At 71.4% G+C, this 20,501-nt stretch carries 23 protein-coding genes; 17 read left to right on the top strand and 6 right to left on the bottom strand.

Translation table 11 applies throughout. From position 1 onward, the window contains the following. The first annotated feature begins 417 nt into the window (after positions 1–417). On the top strand, positions 418–891 hold the full coding sequence (locus tag R2N01_RS02365; RefSeq protein ID WP_316668150.1) for a BCCT family transporter: 474 nt from the start codon (positions 418–420) through the stop codon (positions 889–891). 66 nt (positions 892–957) lie between these two features. Here the strand turns inward: R2N01_RS02365 and R2N01_RS02360 are convergent, their stop codons facing one another. The 3 genes from R2N01_RS02360 to R2N01_RS02350 are packed head-to-tail and all read right to left on the bottom strand — an operon-like array spanning position 958 to position 3,975. Continuing rightward, complete coding sequence (locus tag R2N01_RS02360; protein ID WP_316668073.1) at positions 958–1,752, bottom strand: ABC transporter ATP-binding protein; 795 nt, start codon at positions 1,750–1,752, stop codon at positions 958–960. After that, positions 1,749–2,840, bottom strand: coding sequence for an iron ABC transporter permease (locus R2N01_RS02355; protein ID WP_316668072.1), 1,092 nt, complete (start codon positions 2,838–2,840; stop codon positions 1,749–1,751). The genes R2N01_RS02360 and R2N01_RS02355 overlap by 4 nt, the downstream gene beginning before the upstream one ends. Next, a complete protein-coding gene (locus tag R2N01_RS02350) occupies positions 2,824–3,975 on the bottom strand; it encodes an ABC transporter substrate-binding protein (protein ID WP_316668070.1) in 1,152 nt (383 codons plus the stop codon). The genes R2N01_RS02355 and R2N01_RS02350 overlap by 17 nt, the downstream gene beginning before the upstream one ends. Positions 3,976–4,421: 446 nt before the next feature. Here R2N01_RS02350 and R2N01_RS02345 point away from each other — a divergent pair, with 446 nt between their 5' ends. Further along, on the top strand, positions 4,422–5,087 hold the full coding sequence (locus tag R2N01_RS02345) for a transaldolase family protein (RefSeq protein WP_316668068.1): 666 nt from the start codon (positions 4,422–4,424) through the stop codon (positions 5,085–5,087). Further along, a complete protein-coding gene (locus R2N01_RS02340; protein ID WP_316668066.1) occupies positions 5,080–5,697 on the top strand; it encodes a sugar O-acetyltransferase in 618 nt (205 codons plus the stop codon). The genes R2N01_RS02345 and R2N01_RS02340 overlap by 8 nt, the downstream gene beginning before the upstream one ends. A gap of 3 nt (positions 5,698–5,700) precedes the next feature. Here R2N01_RS02340 and R2N01_RS02335 read toward each other — a convergent pair whose 3' ends face one another. Then, the gene (locus R2N01_RS02335; protein ID WP_316668064.1) at positions 5,701–5,826 is read right to left on the bottom strand and encodes a hypothetical protein; all 126 of its coding nucleotides are present in this window, start codon (positions 5,824–5,826) and stop codon (positions 5,701–5,703) included. A 129-nt stretch (positions 5,827–5,955) separates the two neighbouring features. On the opposite strand from R2N01_RS02335, the gene R2N01_RS02330 reads away from it, so the two are divergent. Both R2N01_RS02330 and R2N01_RS02325 read left to right on the top strand, forming a co-directional pair. After that, a complete protein-coding gene (locus R2N01_RS02330; RefSeq protein WP_316668062.1) occupies positions 5,956–6,132 on the top strand; it encodes a hypothetical protein in 177 nt (58 codons plus the stop codon). Continuing rightward, entirely contained in the window at positions 6,129–6,905 is a 777-nt protein-coding gene (locus R2N01_RS02325; RefSeq protein ID WP_316668060.1) for an alpha/beta fold hydrolase, read from the top strand. Before R2N01_RS02330 ends, R2N01_RS02325 begins: the two co-directional genes overlap by 4 nt. Before the next feature lie 373 nt (positions 6,906–7,278). On the opposite strand, the gene R2N01_RS02320 is transcribed toward R2N01_RS02325, so the two are convergent. Beyond that, positions 7,279–7,815, bottom strand: a complete 537-nt coding sequence (locus R2N01_RS02320; RefSeq protein ID WP_316668058.1) for a GNAT family N-acetyltransferase — start codon at positions 7,813–7,815, stop codon at positions 7,279–7,281. 69 nt (positions 7,816–7,884) lie between these two features. Between R2N01_RS02320 and R2N01_RS02315 the strand changes: the two genes are divergently transcribed. The 4 genes from R2N01_RS02315 to R2N01_RS02300 all read left to right on the top strand — a co-directional run bounded on the left by R2N01_RS02315 (position 7,885) and on the right by R2N01_RS02300 (position 13,136). Further along, positions 7,885–9,570: a ribonuclease J gene (locus tag R2N01_RS02315; protein ID WP_316668056.1), complete on the top strand. Its 1,686-nt coding sequence runs from the start codon at positions 7,885–7,887 to the stop codon at positions 9,568–9,570. Positions 9,571–9,687: 117 nt separating this feature from the next. Beyond that, positions 9,688–9,873, top strand: a complete 186-nt coding sequence (gene rpmB / locus R2N01_RS02310) for a 50S ribosomal protein L28 (protein ID WP_316668054.1) — start codon at positions 9,688–9,690, stop codon at positions 9,871–9,873. Between the two features lie 100 nt (positions 9,874–9,973). Beyond that, the gene (locus tag R2N01_RS02305) at positions 9,974–10,798 is read left to right on the top strand and encodes a nitroreductase family protein (RefSeq protein WP_316668052.1); all 825 of its coding nucleotides are present in this window, start codon (positions 9,974–9,976) and stop codon (positions 10,796–10,798) included. A gap of 169 nt (positions 10,799–10,967) precedes the next feature. Then, positions 10,968–13,136: an ATP-dependent DNA helicase RecG gene (locus R2N01_RS02300; RefSeq protein ID WP_399553220.1), complete on the top strand. Its 2,169-nt coding sequence runs from the start codon at positions 10,968–10,970 to the stop codon at positions 13,134–13,136. Between the two features lie 105 nt (positions 13,137–13,241). Here R2N01_RS02300 and R2N01_RS02295 read toward each other — a convergent pair whose 3' ends face one another. Next, positions 13,242–13,661, bottom strand: a complete 420-nt coding sequence (locus tag R2N01_RS02295) for a pyridoxamine 5'-phosphate oxidase family protein (RefSeq protein ID WP_316668049.1) — start codon at positions 13,659–13,661, stop codon at positions 13,242–13,244. A 78-nt stretch (positions 13,662–13,739) separates the two neighbouring features. On the opposite strand from R2N01_RS02295, the gene rsmD reads away from it, so the two are divergent. The 8 genes from rsmD to R2N01_RS02255 form a co-directional block, all read left to right on the top strand. Next, on the top strand, positions 13,740–14,327 hold the full coding sequence (rsmD, locus tag R2N01_RS02290) for a 16S rRNA (guanine(966)-N(2))-methyltransferase RsmD (protein WP_316668047.1): 588 nt from the start codon (positions 13,740–13,742) through the stop codon (positions 14,325–14,327). Between the two features lie 17 nt (positions 14,328–14,344). After that, the gene (gene coaD / locus R2N01_RS02285; protein ID WP_316668148.1) at positions 14,345–14,818 is read left to right on the top strand and encodes a pantetheine-phosphate adenylyltransferase; all 474 of its coding nucleotides are present in this window, start codon (positions 14,345–14,347) and stop codon (positions 14,816–14,818) included. A 120-nt stretch (positions 14,819–14,938) separates the two neighbouring features. Continuing rightward, on the top strand, positions 14,939–15,478 hold the full coding sequence (locus tag R2N01_RS02280) for a YceD family protein (protein WP_316668045.1): 540 nt from the start codon (positions 14,939–14,941) through the stop codon (positions 15,476–15,478). Between the two features lie 84 nt (positions 15,479–15,562). Then, on the top strand, positions 15,563–15,775 hold the full coding sequence (gene rpmF / locus R2N01_RS02275) for a 50S ribosomal protein L32 (RefSeq protein WP_316668043.1): 213 nt from the start codon (positions 15,563–15,565) through the stop codon (positions 15,773–15,775). Beyond that, complete coding sequence (rnc, locus tag R2N01_RS02270; RefSeq protein WP_316668040.1) at positions 15,762–16,490, top strand: ribonuclease III; 729 nt, start codon at positions 15,762–15,764, stop codon at positions 16,488–16,490. Before rpmF ends, rnc begins: the two co-directional genes overlap by 14 nt. After that, positions 16,490–17,386, top strand: coding sequence for a bifunctional DNA-formamidopyrimidine glycosylase/DNA-(apurinic or apyrimidinic site) lyase (mutM, locus tag R2N01_RS02265; protein WP_316668038.1), 897 nt, complete (start codon positions 16,490–16,492; stop codon positions 17,384–17,386). The genes rnc and mutM overlap by 1 nt, the downstream gene beginning before the upstream one ends. 11 nt (positions 17,387–17,397) lie before the next feature. After that, positions 17,398–18,018: a GtrA family protein gene (locus R2N01_RS02260; RefSeq protein WP_316668036.1), complete on the top strand. Its 621-nt coding sequence runs from the start codon at positions 17,398–17,400 to the stop codon at positions 18,016–18,018. A gap of 40 nt (positions 18,019–18,058) precedes the next feature. Beyond that, positions 18,059–20,501 (top strand): AAA family ATPase (locus R2N01_RS02255; RefSeq protein WP_316668034.1); only part of this gene is annotated, 2,443 nt, incomplete at its 3' end.

The following is a 20,501-nucleotide window of genomic DNA, read 5'->3' as shown; positions in this document are numbered from 1 at the left end:
CAGGTCAGCCATCGTCACGTCGTTGCCTGGCGGACCGAGATCATGGGCCGGGCGGGCCCCGTCGACGAACAGGTGCATGCCGTGATCGTGGGCGGTTCGCGCGATCGCGGCCGGCTCTTCCCCCGAGTGGAGCGTGCCGAGCCCGGTGGGCTGGGGGAAGGCCGTCCCCGGCCGGGTGATGCGCCCGGCCACGGTGCTCCGCCCGAAGCCCAGGGCGGCTCGTTCGACCCGGGCCACTCGGCCTGCCGTCGAGACCCGGCACGGTCTCGACCTTGTGGCCGGTGTGTTCGACGGTTCCCGCCTCGTGCTGGGCGATGTGTCCTGAATCGGTGCTCAGCACGCTCTGCCAGGGGCGCAGCGCCGCGGCGATGACCGTGCGGTTCACCTGCGTGCCGCCCACCGGGAAACGGACGTCCGCTGGTCCGTGCGCCGGCCGCCCTGGCCTGCTTCCGCTTCCGGAAGAGGGAGAGGACGCTCGTCTCGGTGACCCTCAAACCCCTGTTCGGGGACAGGACGAACGGCGTGGCGGGGAGTGTCGTCGACGCGATCACGATCTTCGCGACGGTCGTCGGGACGGGCCTCGGCATGGGGGCGGTGCAGATCAACGGTCTTCAGCTGCATCTGGTTCGCGACGTTCGGAACCCTCTCCACCGGGGCGCAGATCGGCGGGGCCGACCTGGCCTCCCCGCCGACCGGGAGCGTGCTGTTCGGCACGCTCGCCCAGTCCCCCTCTCGGTCCTCTCCGTGGTGCTCATCATCTCCTCCTTCGTGACCTCGGCCGACTCGGCGACGTTCGTCCTCGGTACGATCTCCGAGGGCGGGGACCTGGACCCGCACAGGAGGACGAAGGTGATCTGGGGCTGCTGTCGGTCCTCGGCGCCGTCCTGCTGATGGTCGGCGGCTGGGATCGTGGGGATCGTGATGACGAGCGGTCGTGAGCAACGGGCGACCCGGGCCCTAGAGCACCGGACGGCAGACGCGGTACGCCGTACCGTCCTCGTCGCGGGCCGTCATCACCCGGATGTCCATGTCGTAGGCGGCGCGCAGGTTCCCGGCGGTGAGCACCTGCTCGCTCGGCCCGCAGGCCAGGAAGCGACCGTTCTTCATGAGCGCCGTCGTCGAGTCGATGAGGAGGGCCTGGTCGGGGGCGTGGGTGATCATGACGACGGCCTTGTCCTGCTCTGCGGCAAGGCGGTGCGCGGTGCGCAGCACGGTCGCCGCATTGCGGTAGTCCAGATGGCTCGTCGGCTCATCCATCATGACCAGCGGTGCCTGCTGAGCCAGTGAACGGGCGATGAGCACCATCTGGCGCTCGCCGCCGGACAGCTCCGTGTAAGTCCCCCGCTCCAGGTGCGGGATGCCGGCATCGGCCAGCGCCTGCCGGCATATCTCGCGGTCCGTCCTCGTCGGCGCGCCGAGCGCACGCAGATGGGGAGCGCGTCCCATGAGGACGACGTCCATGACGCTGAAGGGGAAGGGCGCGTGGTGCTCCTGGAAGACCATGGCGACCCGTCGGGAGATCTCCAGGGGCGACAACCGGGAGACCTCGTCCCCACTCAGCTCGACGCTTCCGGCCGAGTGCCTGACCTGCCCGAGCAGGACGCGCATGAGCGTCGATTTGCCGCAGCCGTTCGCGCCCAGGATGAGCAGGACCTGGCCCGAATCCACCCGGAGGCTGACGTCGCGCAGCACCGGTACGCCCGGTGCGTACGAGAAGGCGAGGTGCTCGGCGCGCAGGACCGGGGCCGTCACTGGGCCCACTCCTGGCGGGTGCGGCGCAGCAGGAGGGCGAAGAATGGGGCGCCGATGAATGCGGTGGGGATCGACAGCGGGAGCGCCGCGGCCGCCGCGGTGCGCGTCAGGTTGTCGATGAGCAGCAGGAAGGCCCCGCCCAGCACCGCCGCGGTCGGTAGCAGCCTGCGATGGTCCGGCCCGACGAGCATGCGCGCCATGTGCGGCATGACAAGGCCGATCCAGCCGATCGCACCGCACTGGGAGACGGCGGTGGCCGTCATCGCCGTGGCGCACAGCACGGCGATCGTCTTGAGGCGGGCGGTGTCCACCCCCAGCGAACGGGCCTCCTCGTCGCCCATCGTGAGCAGGTTGAGACGCCAGCTGAACACCCACAGGACCGCGCCGCCGAGGAGGATGATCGGTGCGGCGAAGGCCAGATTCGCCCAGCGCATCCCGGCCAGCGAGCCCATCAGCCAGAAGGTGATGGCCGGCAGCTCATCCTGCGGGTCGGCGAGGTACTTCATCACCGAGACGCCCGCGTTGAAGACGGACGAGACGACGACGCCCGCCAGGATGAGCATGACATTGGGGACCGTCCCGCGCACCCGGGCCAGCAGATAGGCCGTGCCGACACCGGCCGCGCCGCAGCAGAAGGCCAGCACCTGGACCGCGGGGGAGTAGGGATCTGCGAGTACGATCCCGACCGCCGCGCCGAACGAGGCGGCCGCCGTCACGCCCAGGATGTCGGGCGAGACCAGCGGGTTGCGGAAGACGCCCTGGTAAGTGGCCCCCGAGCACGACAGCGCCGAGCCGACCAGCACCGCCATGAGGATCCGTGGCCAGCGGATGTCCCAGACGACCTGCTCCTCGAGTGGGTCCCAGGTCCGCACGACCGGCGCCACTCTGGCGGCCATGATCCGCAGCGCGTCGCCCGGGGCGACCTGGAAGCGGCCGATGAAGAACGACAGCACGATCGAGGCCGTGAGCACGCCCAGGCAGATCCCCAGGACCGCGCCGAACGGCAGGCGGTTCCGGTGCCGTTCGCCCGAGGACCCCGCCCGCCCGGCCGGAGCGCCCGGCAGGGCGGCGTCAGCGCGTGAAGACATCGGCGACGGTCTGCCCGTCCGAGAGCTTGAACAGGTACGCCAGATCCTGATCGCTCACCTCGAAGCCGAAGTACGAGCCGTAGAAGTCCTTCGTGGCCTGGGCCAGATCGACGTCCTCGAACAGCTCGGGATGGATCGCCTTGGCGAAGAACTGCATCGCGAGGTACTCCTCGGGGCCGTTGTAGGCCCAGGCCATGGCGCCATTGGGCACGACATAGATCCTGTTCCCCTGCACGGCCCGCAACGAGGCGTAGGTGGAATCGCCGCGCAGGTCGTCGGCCATGGCCTGCGAGTCGACGATGAGGATCTGCGGATTCCAGGCGATGAGCTGCTCGGGATCGATCTTCGTCTGGCCGCTCGGGCCGGCGCTCTCACCGCTCGCATCGGCGGCAGCGTTCACGCCGCCGGCCAGGGTGATGAGTTCCTGGCCGATGGCCGAACCGTTGTTGACCTCCAGCGAGCCGCTCGTCTCGGAGACCTGCACGACGGTGGGCCGCTGGTCGTCGGCCAGGCCGGAGGCCCTCTCCTGGATCGAGGAGCGGATCGCGTCGAATTCGTCGGCGTAGTTCCCCGCCCTGGTGGCCTGCTCGCCGCCGATCACCTCACCCAGATAGGCCTGGTTGTCGCGCACCAGGTCGAGATGGTCGTAACCCGAATCCTTGCTGCCGGCCCGCGAGGACACCGCTGCGATGCCGAGGTCCTGCAGCTGGGCCAGTGTGTCCGTCCCGTAACGGGAGGCGTAGATCACCAGGTCGGGCTTCTGGTCGATGAGCTCCTCCATGTTCGTCTGGTTGGAGCTGAAGACCACCGGCAGATCGGCCAGCTGCGGGTACTTCTCCTTGATCCACTCGTTCTTCCCGTAGTTCTCCTCCAGCGCGACGAGCTTGTCGGCCCCGCCCAGCAGCAGCACGGATGTCGTGTACGCCGGAGCCGTGGTGGCGATGCGCGTCGACTCCGTCTTGACGGTGACGTCGCCGATCTCGTCGTGGACGACGCGGGTGCTCGCAGCGGTGCTGGCGGAGGCCGGGACCGTCGTGCCCCCGCCGCTGCAACCGGTCAGCGCCAGGCTGGCGGCCAGCAGGCCCGTCGCGGCCAGCCTGCCTGCACGCCCGATCGAGTGCGTGGATGTCGTCATTGCAGATCCAATCATGTAAAAACGACGCGGATCCACCATCAGGTCCGCATATCGGAAGAACATATCCACATGGCATCCGCATATGCAATTTAAATGACCGGATTCATGGTCGTCTTCCGGTCCCCGCCCCATCCACCGCCGGTTCCTCCGCCGGGCCCCGTCAACCGGGTCGAGGGCGCTCCTCGCAACGGCTTCCGGCCGCGCCGATGCCATCGTGCCCCCGCTGCGCGCCAGGCGGCGGTTGCCGGCTCGGCGCCACCCCGGCCTCCGGCTACGTCAACGACGCGGGGGCTCCGGTCGACGGCGGCTGCACCGCGGTCTGATCATCCTGATCGAACATCGCCGGGCGGCCGCGGCTACAATTCCTCGCACTCGCTGCGGAGGATCGCCCGAGCGCACCGAACCAGTGCCTGCGGAGTCGTCCCCGCAGGTGGGAAGGAAGCCGTATGAAGTTCTTCATCGACACCGCGGACCTCGGCGAGATCAGCGAGGCCGCCAGCTGGGGCTGCCTGGCCGGCGTCACCACGAATCCGAGCCTGTACGCCAGAACGGGGGGCGGCCTGGCTGACTTCGAGGACCACATGGTCAAGATCGCCACGGTCTGCGAGGGCCTGCCGGTATCGGCCGAGTCCACCGCCATGACCACGCAGGAGATGATCGCCGACGGCAGGCGCCTGGCCGCCCTAGCCCCGAACGTCGTCGTCAAGCTGCCGATCGGCAGCCAGTCGCTGGCCGCGACCCATGCACTGGCGGCCGAGGGCGTCAAGGTCAACATGACGCTCATCTTCAGCGCTCCGCAGGCACTGCTCGCCGCCCGCGCCGGAGCCCGCTTCGTCAGCCCCTTCATCGGCCGCATCGACGACATCGGCTACGACGGCATCGCCGGCCTCGAGGACATCGTCCGCGCGGTCCACAACTACGACTACGGCCACGAGGTCGAGATCATCGCCGCCTCGATCCGCAGCCCCCACCACGTCACGCAGGCCGCCCTCATGGGGGCCGACATCGCCACCGTGCCGTTCGGCGCGCTGAAGAACTGCCTCAGTCACCCGCTCACCGAGCAGGGGCTGGCCAGGTTCGAGGCCGACTGGGCGGAAGTCAAGAATGCCTGATGACGGACGCGCCGTGAGCCGGGAGCAGGCGATGAGCGAGCTCGAGAAGCTCGATGCCGGTTTGGACTACCATTTTCTGGACACCGGTGTGGCCGCTCGCAAGGAGAACGCGCTGCGCCTGTGCCAGGAGCTGGAGCAGGTGGACGTCTCGGACTTCGAGGCCCAGGAGGCTGTCGCCAAGCGCCTGCTCGGCTCCACCGGCGAGCACGTCTACCTGCAACCGGGATTCCGCTGCGACAACGGCAAGAACATCCACGTCGGCGAGGCCTTCCTCACGAATTACAATGTGACGATCCTCGACATCATGCCGGTGCGCATCGGCGACCACTGCATGATCGGCCCCGGTACGACGATCTCCACGGTGGGCCACCCGCTGTCCCCCGCCGGCCGCCGCGCCAAGCTGGCCAGGGGCGAGCCTGTCATCATCGGCGATGACGTCTGGGTGGGCGCCAACGCGGCTGTAATGCCGGGCGTCGTGATCGGTTCCAATGTGGTCGTCGCTGCGGGGGCCGTCGTCACCAGGGACGTGCCCGACAACGTCATCGTGGCCGGGGTGCCGGCCCGTGTCGTCCGGGAGATCGACGACGACGTCGACCGCGGCTCCGGCTGATCGTCACGGGCCGTCGCCCGGCCGTTCGTGGACCCGCCGCAGCAGGGCCTCGAGCTCTGGGCGGGTCATGCCGAACAGGTCGGCCACCAGCTGGTCGCAACGGTCGCGGAGCCCGCCGACGGCCGCCATGAGAGCGGTGCCGGTCCGGCGTGATCGGGACGAGCCCGAGCGGCATGCCCACCCGCGCCTCCGAGCCTCGTGACGGGCTGCCTTGCCCGGCGCGCGGCGCGGTGGCACGCTGACGGCAGGAGGTTTGCCGTGAACGAGCTCGCTCCGGCCGGCGGGGTCGGCCCCGGGCCGACCATCCCCCAATACCGCGACGTCGGCTTCGACCGTCCGGCGGCCCGCTCGCCGTTGCCCTGCCAAGGCATCGCAGACATCCGCGTCGAGGCTCTCGTCGACGGCATCCTCGACGGCGCGGAGCCGGTCAGGTGAGTGGGGCCGGAGAGCGCGTACGGGAGCTCCGCTTCGAACGCGACGGCCTGCGCATCTACGGCGAGCTGCACCAGCCCGCCGCCGGCGGTCCGTTCCCGGTGGTCATCATCAGCCACGACTTCGGCGCCACTGGCATGCGCTACCGGCATTGTGCGCGCTTCCTCGCCGGCAGGGGGGTGGCCTGCTATCTGTACGACTTCTGCGGCGGGAGCCGCCACAGCCGCAGCGACGGCGATCTGCACGACCAGTCGGTGCTCACCCAGACGGCCGATCTCGAGGCGGTGCTCGCGGGGATCCGCACCCAGCCGGCCCTCGACCCGGACGAGCTCTTCCTCGTCGGCGCCAGCCAGGGCGGGTACGTCTCGGGCATCGTCGCGGCCCGGCATCCGCGTTCGGTGCGCGGGCTGGTCATGCTCTACCCGGCCCTGGTCATCCCCGACGACGCCCACGGACGGTACGCGAGCCCGGACGAGGTGCCCGACGAGCCCGAGCTGTTCGGCGTGCCGGTCGGGCGGCGCTACTACGTGGACGCCTGGGGCCTCGACCCCGCCAGGGACCTGGCCGGATACGACGGCGAGGTACTCATCATCCACGGGGACCAGGACGAGGTCGTCCCGATCGCCTACTCCGAACGCGCCGTCGGCTACTACTCGAGGGCCCGCCTGACGAGGGTCCCCGGCGCGGGTCACGGCTTCCACCGCGAGGCGCTCAGGGCGGCCGAGCGGGCCATCCACGATCAGATCGTCAGGACGCTGGGACGCGTCCCCGGCTGACCGCCCGGTACCCGTGGTACGCCGGAGGGGGGCGCACCCGACCGGGTGCGCCCCCCTTCTTCCGGTCTTCCGGCCGGGATCAGCCGACGGCGGCGCGCCCCGCCGGTGCCGACGGGCGCCTGATCGGGGCCGGGGCCGCGCGGATCGTGAGCCCGCTGCCCGGAAAAACGAGTCGAGACGATCGCCGTGCAGTGCGGGAACAGCGGGCGCCCGAGACCGGACAGCGCGACGGTCCGTGTCGGGCCCATGGTGAACGCGGTGCCCGCGATGACCGGCGCGTAGAAGCGCGTGATCCGCCGGGCGGCGTCCTCGCCGAGCGTCGTCAGGGCGGGACCGGAGCACGCGATGACGGCCGGGGATCGGGCCGGCGCGCTCACCCGATGGCGGTGTGCAGACGCACCTGGCGCAGCGTCGCCGTGCCGTCCTCGGTGCCGATCTCGCGGTGCGCCCCGTCGGGCGCCCAGCCGCAGCCGGACAGGAAGGCGCGCAGCCCGTCGGCGGTGGTGGGCACCCACCAGGTGGCGCGCTCGAAACCGTCGGCGGCCATCGTGCCGACGACGGCGTTGAGCAACCGCGAGCCGTGGCCACGCCCGGTGCGCCCGATGACGAACTCGCCGACGATCGCGTCCGTGCGGGCTGCATCGGGGTCCTCGCTCGGGCCGATGGCGGCGAAACCGGTCACCGTCCGGCGGTCCCCGGCCGTCGCGACGAGCACTCGGCAGGCCGCCAGCGGGGGTGCGGCGATCGCGGTCAGCCAGCTGGTGGCCGCCGTTGCCAGGTCCGGAAGTTGAGCGCCCAGGCCGGCCCGCGCCCAGGCCCCCGCCTGAAGCTCGGCGATCCGCTCCGCCTCGTCCGCCATGGCCAGGCGCACGAAACCCGGTTCGGGCGCGCTGCGCTGGTACTCGCTCACGCACCAAAGCCTACGGCCCCGGCACCGGCGGCGCGGCGCGTCGGGTCCGGGCCGCTAGGCTTGTGCCCCGTGGCACACGATGGTTTGAAGACCCCTCCCCGACTGAGGCCCAATACCCTGCGCGTCATCCCGCTCGGGGGCCTCGGCGACGTGGGGCGCAACATGACCTGCTTCGAGCTCGACGGGAGGATCCTCATCATCGACTGCGGCGTGCTCTTCCCGGAGGAGAGCCAGCCCGGGGTCGACCTGATCCTGCCGGGGCTGGACTACCTGGCCGATCGCCTCGACGACGTGGTGGGCCTGGTGCTCACCCACGGCCATGAGGACCACATCGGCGGCGTGCCCTATCTGCTGCGCCAGCGCCGGGACATCCCCGTCTACGGCAGCCGCCTGACCCTGGCCCTCGTCGAGGCCAAGCTGCGCGAGCACCGCCTGCGCGAGTGCGTGCTGCGCACCGTCACGGAGGGCGAGAAGATCGAGCTCGGCGAGTTCGCCATGGAGTTCTTCGCCGTCACCCACTCGATCCCCGACGCCCTGGCCGTGGTCATCCGCACGCCCGCCGGCTCGGTCCTGCACACCGGCGACTTCAAGATGGACCAGTTGCCGCTGGACGGGCGCATCACCGATCTGCGCGGCTTCGCCCGCGCCGGCGAGGAGGGCATCGACCTGCTCCTGGCCGACTCGACGAACGCCGAGGTCAGGGGCTTCACCCCGCTCGAGCGCGACATCCTGCCGAACCTTGAGCGCGTCTTCGCGGAGGCCCGGCGCAAGCTCGTCGTGGCCTGCTTCGCCTCGCACGTCCACCGCGTCCAGGAGGTGCTCGACCTGGCTGCCAGGCACGGCCGCAAGGTCTGCTACATCGGCCGCTCCATGGTGCGCAACATGTCCGTGGCCCGCGACCTGGGCTATCTGCACGTGCCCGGCGACATCCTCATCGAGCCGTCCCAGCTCGCCGACCACCCCGACGACCGGGTCGTGGTGATCTGCACCGGCTCCCAGGGCGAACCGCTGGCCGCCCTGAGCCGCATCGCCAACCGCGACCATCCGGTCATCGGCATCGGCCCCGGGGACACGGTCCTGTTCGCCAGCTCGCTCATCCCGGGCAACGAGAACTCCGTCTACCGCGTCGTCAATGGCCTGACCCGCCTGGGCGCCAGGGTCGTCCACCGCGGCAACGCCTTCGTGCACGTCTCGGGCCACTCGGCCTCCGGCGAGCTGCTTTACCTGTACAACATCGTCAAACCCGGCAACGCGATGCCGGTGCACGGCGAGGAGCGCCATCTGGTCGCCAACGCCGAACTGGCCATCGCCACCGGCGTACCGCGCGATCGGGCCATCGTCGCCCGCGACGGCGATGTCGTCGACCTGCGCGACGGCGCCGCCGGGCTGGTCGGCCGCGTCGACGCCTCGTACATCTTCGTGGACGGCTCGACCGTCGGCGACGTCTCGGAGTCGAGCCTGACGGACCGGCGCATCCTCGGGGAGGAGGGCTTCATCTCGATCGTCGCCGCCGTCGACCTGCGCGAGGGCGAGGTCATCGCCGGGCCCGATGTCTCGGCCCGCGGCTTCCTCGAGGACCCGACGATCTTCGACGACGTCACGAAGAAGATCTCGCAGGCGCTGGCCGGGGCGCTCGACGAGGGCGTGGACGACGAGCACCGCCTCCAGCAGGTGGTCCGCCGCACGGTCGGCCAGTGGGTGTCGAGCACCTATCGGCGCCGCCCGATGATCGTCCCCGTCGTCATCGCGGTCTGAGGCGCGAGGCGCGCCGGTCGGGGATTTGGGGTCGGCGGGCCGGCCGGGATACGCTTTCCAGGTTGCGCCCTGCCGGGCGCTGTTCACTGCTGTCCAAGAAGAGGTCAAGGAGTCGCCATGGCTGCCGTGTGCGAGATCTGCGGCAAGGGTCCCGGCTTCGGGCACAACGTGCCGTGGTCGAAGAAGAAGACGAACCGCCGCTGGAATCCGAACATCCAGCGCGTCCACGCCGTCGTCGACGGCACGCCGAAGCGCATGAACGTCTGCGTTTCCTGCCTGAAGGCCGGCAAGGTCACCCGCTGAGCCGAGCAGGGCCCGTCCACCTGTGTTCGGTGCGCGGATTTCCCGCGCCCGGGGCCGTCCCCGGTCCTAGAGTGGCATGGTCCGCAGAAGGAGGGGCCACATGCCAGCCGAACCCGGTCCGCGACCCGTCGACGCGCCCTCGGAGGCGCTCAGCACCGCTCCCACCGCGGCGGTGGCGAATGAGACGATCACCACCCAGCTCGCCCACCGCACGATCCGCAGATTCTCCGGCGAGCCGCTCGGGGCGGATCTCGTCGAGACCTTGGTCGACGTCGCGCGTCATGCCGCCACGTCGAACTTCCAGCAGCAGTCGACGATCATCCACGTCGTCGCCCCGCGGCTGCGGGCTGAGATGTTCGCCTCGTGCGGTTACCCCGATCCGGAGCGGATCCATGGCGAACTGTTCGTCTTCGTCGTCGATCTGCACCGCAACGCCGTGATCCGCGCCAGGGCCGGCGCGGACCCCGAACCCCTGGAGCGCGTCAGTCTCTTCCTGCAGGGCTGCGAGGACGTCCTCATCGGGGCGCAGAACATGGTGGTGGCCGCCGAGTCGCTGGGGCTCGGCACCCGCTATCTCGGCGCGTTGCTCGGTGACCCGCGCCGCGTCATCAGGGCCCTCGGACTGCCCAGCCGTACCTTCCCCCTGGTGGGCCTGCTCGTCGGCCACCCGGCCGAGCGCCCGCAGTTCAAACCGCGCATGCCACGGGCCCTGAGTTTCGGCACCGACGCCTATCCGGCCGTCGAGGGGCGCCTCGGCGAACTGGCCGAGTTCGACGAGACGGTGCAGGAGTACTACGACCTTCGCGACACGAACCGCCGCGTCGACTCGTTCAGCGACCAGATCGCGACCGTCCTCGGCAAGGGGCCGTGGGCCACCTCGCCCCTGCTCGAGATCCTCCACGAGCAGGGGCTCGCCCTGCACTGAGACACGCCGCAGCCGGCGGGCCCTCCCGCCGGGAATCGTCGGTGGGCCCCACTAGGCTCGGTGCGTGGCTGGAAGAACGAGATCACCGGGACGCGCCCCCCTCACCGGACGGGTCGCGAGCCCGTTCCGCACGCAGGCGTACCGGCGTCTGTCCGAACCGCTGGCGGGGATGCTCGGCCCGAAGACCGCCAGGGCCTTCGGCGCCGTCGGCGTGCACACACTCGACGATCTCATGCACTACACGCCGCGCCACTACCTCCACGGCACCCAGCGCAGCGATCTGCGGGCGCTCCTGCCGGGGGAGCGAGCCGCCGTTCTGGCCGAGGTGGCCTCCACCAGCTCCCAGCCGGTCAAGGGCGATCCCCGCCGCTGGCGCCTCGAGGCGGGGCTCACCGACGGGCACGGCCGGCTCAAGCTCATCTTCTTCGGCAAGAAGCATCTCGTCGAGTACTGGCGCCGTCAGCTCTCGATGGGCTCCAGGGGCATCTTCGTCGGCAAGATCGGCGAATTCCGCGGCGAGCTCCAGATGAACCACCCGGATTTCGTCATGCTCGACGACGACGGGCGCATCGTCGGCGCCGCCGACGAGAAGAAGGCGCAGATGGCCCAGGTCGTCAGCCGCGGCGAGGTCATCGGCATCTATCCGGCGCGCGCCGCCCTGCCGACCTGGCAGATCGCCGAGTGCGTCGCCATGGGGCTCGACGCCCTCGCCGGCATCGACGACCCCCTGCCCGAGCAGATCCGCTCCGGCGAGGAGCTGCCCGGGCTGCTCGAGGCTTTCACGATGGTCCACCAGCCCCGCGACGGGCAGGACGTCGCCTCCGGCATGCGCCGCCTCAAGTTCGACGAGGCCCTCGGCCTGCAGCTCACCATGGCCTACCGTCGCCGCGAGGCCGCCTCGCAGGCCGCGGCCGCCATTGCGGTGCGCCCCGATGGCCTGCTGGCGGCCTTCGACGCCCGCCTGTCCTTCCGGCTCACCGGCGGCCAGCAGGAGGTCAGCGCTGAGATCCTGGCCGACATGGCCTCCGAGCGGCCCATGCAGCGCCTGCTGCAGGGCGAGGTCGGCTCGGGCAAGACGATCGTCGCCCTGCGCGCGATGCTCGCTGTGGTCGACTCCGGCCGTCAGGCCGTCATGCTGGCGCCCACCGAGGTGCTCGCCGCCCAGCACGCCGCCACCATTCGTTCACTCATGGGGGAGCTGGCCGCCGGTGGCACTCTCGGGGCCCCCGAGCATTCCACCGGCGTCGAGCTGCTCACCGGTTCGATGCCTCCCGCCCGCCGCAGGGCGGTCCTCGACGAGATCGCCTCGGGCCGGGCCGGTGTCGTCATCGGCACCCACGCCCTGCTGGGCGAGGGCATCCGCTTCGCCGGGCTGGGCCTCGTCGTCATCGACGAACAGCACCGCTTCGGCGTCGAGCAGCGGGCCAGGCTCACCGCGGGCGGGCGGCTGCGCCCGCACGAGCTCGTGCTGACGGCGACGCCCATCCCGCGCTCGGTCGCCATGACGGTGTTCGGCGACCTCGCGGTCTCCACGCTGCGGGCCCTGCCCGACGGTCGCGCCGATGTGCAGACCACGGCGGTCCTCACCGCCGAGCACCCGAGCTGGATGGTCCGCGTCTGGGCCCGCCTGCGCGAGGAGGTCCGGGCGGGACGACAGGGCTTCGTCGTCTGCCCGCGCATCGGCGGTTCCGATGAGGGCCCCCGCCCCGGCGGTACCGGGGGCGATTCGGAGACCGCCGGGGCCGAGGAGACGTACGCCGGGCTCGCCGCGGGCGAGCTGGCCGGCCTGCGTCTGGGTCTTCTCCACGGGCGCCAGGGCGCCGAGACCAAGTCCGCCACGATGGCGGCCTTCACCCGCGGCGAACTCGACGTGCTCGTGTCCACAACCATCATCGAGGTGGGGCTCGACGTGCCCAATGCCAGCACCATGGTCGTCCTCGACGCCGATCGCCTCGGCGTCAGCCAGCTGCACCAGCTGCGCGGCCGCATCGGCCGCGGCGCCTTCCCCGGCGTCTGCCTGCTCGTCAGCGCCGTCGACCCGCGTACGCCAGCGGCCCAGCGCCTGCGCGACGTGGCCTCCACCCGCGACGGCTTCGCCCTGGCGGAACTCGACCTGGCCCAGCGCCGCGAGGGCGATGTGCTCGGCGCCGAGCAGTCCGGCGGGCGCAGCTCCCTGCGCCTGCTGCGCGTGCTCGACGACGCCGACGTCATCGTGCGGGCCCGCACCGTCGCCGACGCGCTCGCCCGGGTGCCGGCCGGGGAACTGCCCGACGGCCCGGCCGACATGATCCGCCGGGGCCGGCTGCTCAGCGCCGACGAGTGGCTCGAACGCGACTGATCCGGCCCCGTGCACCGGCCCGGCTCCGCGATGCGGGCCGTCCCGCCGGTCCAGGAGTGGGTCGGCGAGACCGCACCGGCGGGCGTCCCGTACCCTGCCCGTGCCTCAGGCCCGAGGCTCGGGGCCGAAGGCGAAGCGACGGGCGGTGATCTGCGAGGGGACCACGCGTACCCAGTTCTTCTTCACGGTGGGCACCCAGGTGCGCAGCGGGGCCTTCGCCACGCGAGCCAGCTCGTCGGCGTCCTCGACCAGCGTGGCGGTGCCGCGCACCAGCACGCTCCAGCCGCCCTCGTCGGCCCAGGAGTCGGCCTCGAAGGCGACGCGAGAGTTGAGAGCGAGCGTCTCGAGCTTGCTCCCGGAGGCGCTGCGGAAGACGATGCTCTCGCCGTCGAGGCAGAAGTTCACCGGGTAGATCTCGGGCGAATCGCCGGAGGTCACCGCGATGCGTCCCACGTCGACGCTGGCGAGGTAGCCCCAGGCGCTCCCCTCGGGGATCTCGGAAACAGGATTCGTAGTGTCAACCATGGGCCCATCTAACCCCAGAAACGTCCAGCGGCGCTTCGGGGAACCAGTCCGCGAATGACCGATCGCTAACCTTGAGCTGTGGGCAGAATCATTGCGGGCAGCGCACGCGGCGCCAGGCTGGCGGCCCTCGGCGGGGGACTGACACGCCCCACCGCCGACAGGGTCCGGGAGGCCCTGTTCAGCGCGCTGGCCGCCTGGAACGGGAGCGCCGACGAGCCCGTCGAGGCCCAGTGCGGGGGCCTCGCCGTGCTCGACGTCTTCGCCGGCTCCGGCGCCATGGGCCTGGAGGCCGCGAGCAGGGGAGCGGGCCCCGTCCATCTGGTGGAGCGCGACCGCAGGGCCGCCGGTGTCATCCGCCGCAACATCTCCTCGACCGGTCTGCACGCCCGGCTGCACGTGCGCGACGCCGCGGCCTTCCTCGCCGGCCCGGCGCCGGTCACCTTCGACGTCATCGTCGCCGATCCGCCCTACGCCCTGCCCAACGACGAGCTGACGGGGCTGCTCCAGGCGGCCGCCGACGGCGGTTTCCTGGCCGGCGACGGCATGCTCGTCGTCGAGCGCTCCGGACGCGACCCCGAACCGGCATGGCCGGACGGATTCGAGCTGAGCGACCGGCGGGGCTACGGTGAGACGGCCCTGTACTTCTGCCGGCCCGTGAGAAGGTGAGCCCGATGTCCGAACCGGTGCGCGCCGTCGTCCCCGGATCCTTCGATCCGATCACCCGAGGCCACCTCGACATCATCGCGCGCGCCCGCGGCGTCTTCAGCCAGGTGGTGGTGGCCGTGGGCCGCAACACCACCAAGAACTACCTGTTCGACCCGGACGAGCGTCTGGCCCTCGTGCGCGCCGCCGTCGCGGACATGCCCGGCGTGGACGTCGAACCCATCGACGCCCTGCTCGTCGACTTCTGCCGCGACCGCGGCGTCTCCGTCGTCGTCAAGGGCGTGCGCTTCGGCTCCGACTTCGACTACGAGCTGCAGATGAGCCAGCTCAACCGCATGCTCTCGGGCATCGAGACCGTGCTCCTGCCGGCCGGTCACGAGTACGGCACCATCTCCAGCTCGATGCTGCGCGAGGTGGCCGCCAACCACGGGGACATCAGCCCCTTCGTGCCACCCACCGTCTACGCGGCCGTCAGGAGGAAGATCGGTTACTGATGGCCGCCCCGCAGCGCGGCCGGGCGGATCGCTTCGGCGAGAACCCCTTCCCGGGATCCTGCCCGGCAAGGCGGTCCGGACCGGCCCGGACCGGTTGGCCCGGGGCCATAGGCTGGCGGGGTGAGTACCCATCTGGACGCCCGTGACCCACTCGTCATCGACACGCACGAGCTGGCGCGCCAGGCCGGTGCGCTGAAGGAGCTCCACGACGTCGTCGAGGCTCCCGCGGACCTGGGCATCGAGGTCATCGGCGTGCCCGAGGGCGCCCCGATGCGGCTCGATCTGAACCTCGAGTCCGTCGTCGAGGGCGTACTGGTCGTCGGCACCGTGCAGGCGCCGCTGGCCGGGGAGTGCTCCCGTTGCCTGGAGCCCGTCACCGACGAAGGCGTCTACCAGATCACCGAGCTCTACAACTACCCCGGCCGCGAGGCCGCCGACGACGAGTTCTTCCTCGAGGACGATCTGCTCGACCTCGAGCCCGCCGTCCGCGCGGCCGTCGTCCTGGAGCTCCCGTTCAGCCCGCTGTGCCGTCCCGACTGCAAGGGCCTGTGCCCCAGGTGCGGCGCCAATCTGAACGAGAACCCCGGGCACGCGCACGAGGACGACATCGACCCGCGGTGGAGCGGGCTCGCCGGATTCGGCGGCGACGGCGGGGATTAGACGCTGGCCGCGTCACGGGGTATATTGGCACGTCGCGTGCCTGTGCCGGGCGTGTCCAAGTGACCATGATCGAGGAGAACTAACGTGGCTGTCCCGAAGCGGAAGATGTCCCGCAGCAATACGCGGTCGCGCCGCTCGCAGTGGAAGGCTGCGCCGGTGACACTGGTGACCTGCCCGAATCCCGCGTGCCGTGCCCAGCACCTGCCCCACACCGCGTGCCCGAGGTGCCACCAGTACGGGACCGGTGGGAACGCCCGGACGGTGGTGGGAAGCCTGAACACCCGTGAGTTCGAGTGAGTCCCCGAATCCATTCATCGCGTTGATCAAGGAGCTCGGCATCCAGTTGGACGCCGAGCTCCTTGAGCTTGCGCTGACGCACCGCTCCTACGCGTACGAGAACGGGCAGATCCCCCACAACGAGCGGTTGGAGTTCCTGGGCGACTCCGTGCTCGGCATCAACGTCACCGATTACTTGTACCGGGCGTTCCCCGACTTCCCCGAGGGTCGTCTGGCCAAGGTCCGTGCCTCCGTGGTGAGTGCGGTGAGCCTCGGCGAGGTGGCGCGCGCCCTGGCCATAGGCCGGTTGATCAAACTCGGCCACGGCGAACTGACGACCGGCGGGCGCGACAAGACCAGCATCCTGGCCGATACGACCGAGGCGCTCATCGGCGCCATATATCTCACCGAACCGGCGGGCGCGGCCCTGTTCGTGCACCACATCTTCGACCCGCTGGTCGACCGGGCCGTACGGACCGGCGCCGGACTCGACTGGAAGACCTCCCTGCAGGAGATGTGCGCCTGGTTGGGCGCCGAGCCCCCCGAGTACGAGATCGAGGAGTTCGGTCCCGATCACGACAAGCACTTCGTCGCCACCGCCGTGGCGGCCGGCCGCCGGTTCAACGCCGGCAAGGGCCACAACAAGAAGCAGGCCGAGCAGCGCGCCGCCGAGTACGCCTTCAAGGCGCTCAAGCGCGATTGCGATCGCCGACGGGCCGGGGCCGACCAGGACTGATGCCCGAGCTACCCGAGGTGGAGATCGTCCGGGCGGGCCTCGAGCCCTTCCTGACCGGCCGCCGCGTCACCCGCGTCGACGTCCTCGACGAGCGCGCGGTGCGCCGCCACGAGGGTGGTGCCGCCGACTTCGCGCAGCGCCTGACCGGCCTCGAGCTGACCCGTCCCGCCCGCCGCGGCAAGTACCTGTGGTTCCCCACCAGCGGGGGCGACGCCATCCTGGCCCACCTCGGCATGAGCGGGCAGTTCCGCATCGACGCGCCCGGCGACCCGTTGGCGCGCAACACCCGCATCCTGCTCGACCTGGACGACGGGTCCCAGGTGCGGTTCATCGATCAGCGCCTCTTCGGAGGGCTCTCGTTCAGCCCGGGCGGTGCACGGCTGCCGGCCGAGATCGCCCATATCGCGCTCGACCCCTTCGACGAGCGCTTCGACGTGCCCGGTGTCGCCCGGGCCATGCAGTCCAAGCGCTCCACCGTGAAACGCGTCCTCCTCGACCAGAGGGTCGTCTCCGGCATCGGCAACATCTACGCGGACGAGTCCCTGTGGCGCGCCCGCTGCCACTGCGGCACTCCGACGCAGCTGCTCAGCACCCGCCGGGCCCGCGCGGTGCTGCGCGCCGCCCGGCGGGTGATGGCCGAGGCCCTGGCCGTCGGCGGCACGAGCTTCGACCAGCTGTACGTCCACGTCAACGGCAGCAGCGGCTACTTCGATCGTGAGCTGGCAGCCTACGGCCGGGCCGGGAAGCCCTGCCCGCGGTGCGGCACGCCGATCGTCCGCGAGGCCTTCATGAATCGTTCGAGTTATCGCTGCCCCCGTTGCCAGCGCCTCCCCAAGAGCCCCGCGTCCGGGGTCGGGGGAGCGTCCGCGGCCGCAGGCGGGGCAACGGGGGAGTAGGTTGATCAACCATGAGCGAGCAGACCAGGGGCGGCCGGTGGGGCCGGCTGCTGAGCCAGTTCGTCCGTTTCGTCGTCGTCGGCGGCTCGGGCGTGGTCGTCAACATGGCCGTCGCCGTCGTCATGAACAAACTGCACGACGGCTCGGCCAATGCCACCCAGATCCTGTTCCCGATTCCCGGCACGGACTTCAACTTCCGCTTCAGCTCACTGGTGTGGGTCGTGTCCTTCCTCGTCGCGAACACCTACAACTACCAGCTCAACCGCAGTTGGACCTTCCGCGGCACCCAGCGCGGCTGGTGGAGGGGCTTCTGGCAGTTCCTGGCGATCGGCGCCATCGCCGCCCTCATCGGCATGGTCCTCAAGGCCCTGATGCTGAGTCCCGGCAATGCCATCACCCTGCACGGCGACTGGTTCGACGCCTGGGCCTGGCGCCACGGCGGCAGCATCCCCGCCCAGCTCGAGGATGCCTGCCATTCGCCCGAGTACGTCGCGCACGCACTGTCGATCCTGGTCACCATGCCGATCAACTTCATCGTCAACAAGCTGTGGACCTTCCGCGGCAGGAAGCCGGACGAGGCGGGCGCCGTCGACCCGCTGAGCCGGGACGAGGTCCAGCGGGAGCGCGTGTGAGCGCGGCCGCCGGCGCGGTGGGCGAGGAGAGCGTGGCGGCATGTACCTGAAGTCGCTCACGCTGAAGGGCTTCAAGTCCTTCGCCTCGGCCACCACCCTCGCCTTCGAACCGGGCATTACGGCCATCGTCGGGCCCAACGGCTCGGGCAAGTCCAATATCGTCGACTCCCTGGCGTGGGTCATGGGCGAGCAGGGCGCCAAGCACCTGCGCGGCGGCAAGATGGACGACGTGATCTTCGCCGGCACCGCCGGCCGCGCCCCGCTCGGCCGCGCCGAGGTCACGCTGACGATCGACAACACCGATGGCGTGCTGCCCATCGATTACACGGAGGTGACGATCTCGCGCACCCTGTTCCGCGCCGGCGGTTCGGAGTACGCGATCAACGGCCAGACGGCCCGCCTGCTCGACGTGCAGGAACTGCTGTCCGATACCGGCATGGGCCGCGAGATGCACGTCATCGTCGGCCAGGGCCAGCTCGACCAGATCCTGCAGGCCACCCCCGAGATGCGCCGCGGGTTCATCGAAGAGGCGGCCGGCGTCCTCAAGCATCGCCGCCGCAGGGAGAAGGCGGTTCGCAAGCTCGACTCCACCGCGGCCAACCTCGACCGTCTGAACGATCTGATCTCCGAGATCCGCCGCCAGCTCAAGCCGCTCGGCCGCCAGGCCGCCGTGGCCCGCAAGGCGGCCGTCGTCCAGGCCGAGCTGCGCGACGCCAGGGCCCGTCTCATGGCGGACGACCTGACCGCCGCCACGCTGGCCCTCGAGTCCGAGATGGCCTCGGCCGCCGCCCGCGAGGAGCAGAAGGCGCGCGCCCAGGAGCGCCTGGACGCCGCACGCCGCGTCCGGGCCCGGGCCGAGGCCGGGGCGGCGGCCGCCCAACCGGCGCTGACGAGGGCCCAGGAGCTGTGGTACGCCGCCTCGACGCTGCGCGAGCGCGTCTCCACCGTGATCTCGGTCAGCGCCGAACGCATGCGCCACCGGACCGATGGCCGGCCCGGCCCGAGCGGCCGCGATCCCGACGAGCTCGAGATCGAGGCCGCGCAGGTCCGCGAGCAGGAGGCCGGGCTGCGCACCGAGATCGAGGCCGCGCAGGCCAGACTCGACGAGACCGGCGCGCAACGCGAGCGCCTCGAGAACGAGCACGCCGCGGCCGAGAGGAAGTACGCGGCCGGGCTGCGCGCCATCGCGGACCGCCGCGAGGGGCTGGCGCGGCTGGGCGGCCGGGTCGGCTCGCTGCGCTCCCGCCTTGAGGCGGGTGGCGAGGAGACCGATCGGCTGACCGCCCGCCGTGACGAGGCGCTCGAGCGCGTCGCCGCGGCGGACCGCCAGTACGTGGCCCTGGAGGCCCGGATCACCGGTCTGGGGCGGGGCGAGTCCGATCTGGACGCCGCCTACGAAGAGGCGAGCGGCGGGGTCGAGGCCGCCCGCGCGCAGGTCGGGCGCTGCGAGGCCGAGCAGGTCAGGATCGACCAGCGGACCGCCGCACTGAGCGCCCGCATCGACGCCCTCGAACTGGGGCTCGAGCGCAAGGACGGCGCCGCCGCGCTCGCCGGCCGCGACGGGCTGGATGTCCTCGGCCCCCTGGCCGAGCTGGTCGCCGTCGAACCCGGTTGGGAGGCCGCCCTGGCCGCCGCTCTGGGCCCCGCCGCCGAGTCGCTGGCCGTCGCCGGCGTGGCCGCCGCCCAGCAGGCCCTGGCCCTGCTGGACGCGGAGGATCTCGGCGCCGCGTCGCTGCTGGTCGCCGGGGCCCCCGGCACCGGGCCGGATCGACCCGCCCCCGGCGGGGGAGCGCGCTACCTCGACGAGCTCATCACCGCCGAGCCCCCGGTGAAGGCCTCCCTGCGCCGGCTGCTGGCCGATGTCGTGGCCGTCGAGGATCTCGCCGCGGCTCGGGCCGTCATCCAGGACCAGCCCCGGCTGCAGGCCGTCACCCGTTCGGGCGAGCGGCTGAGCAGCTGGTTCGCCTCCGGCGGCTCCGGCTCGGGCAAGAGCCTCATCGAGTTGCAGGCGGCCGTCACCGCGGCCCGCGCCGAACTCGAGGACGCCCGTCACGAGGCCGAACGGGTTCGTTTCGCCGCCTCGCGCGCCGACGAGGCGCTGGCCCGGGCCGAGCGGGACGCCGACGAGAAGCTCGCCCGGCTCAACGAGTCCGACGCGTCCATGTCGGCCCTCGCCGAGCAGATCTCCCAGGCCGGCCAGGACGCCCGGAGCGCCCGCGCCGAGGCGGAGCGGCTGGCCGCCACGATCGAGCGGACGGCCGCCGGCCGCGAGGCCGCGCAGCGGGAGCTGGCGGTCCTCGAGGAGCGCCTGGCCCGCGCCACCGACGAGGCCGACCTGACCGAACCCGATCCGGCCGGGCGCGACGAACTGGCCATCGCGGCCCGGCTGGCCCGTCAGGACGAGACGGATGCCCGCCTGGCGCTGCGCACCGCTCAGGAACGCGCCCGCTCCCTGGCCGGGCGGGCCGACTCCCTGGCCCGCG

It is taken from the genome of uncultured Propionibacterium sp. (genome assembly GCF_963539965.1).
Classification (GTDB): domain Bacteria; phylum Actinomycetota; class Actinomycetes; order Propionibacteriales; family Propionibacteriaceae; genus Propionibacterium.
This window is presented reverse-complemented; position numbering and strand designations above follow the sequence as displayed.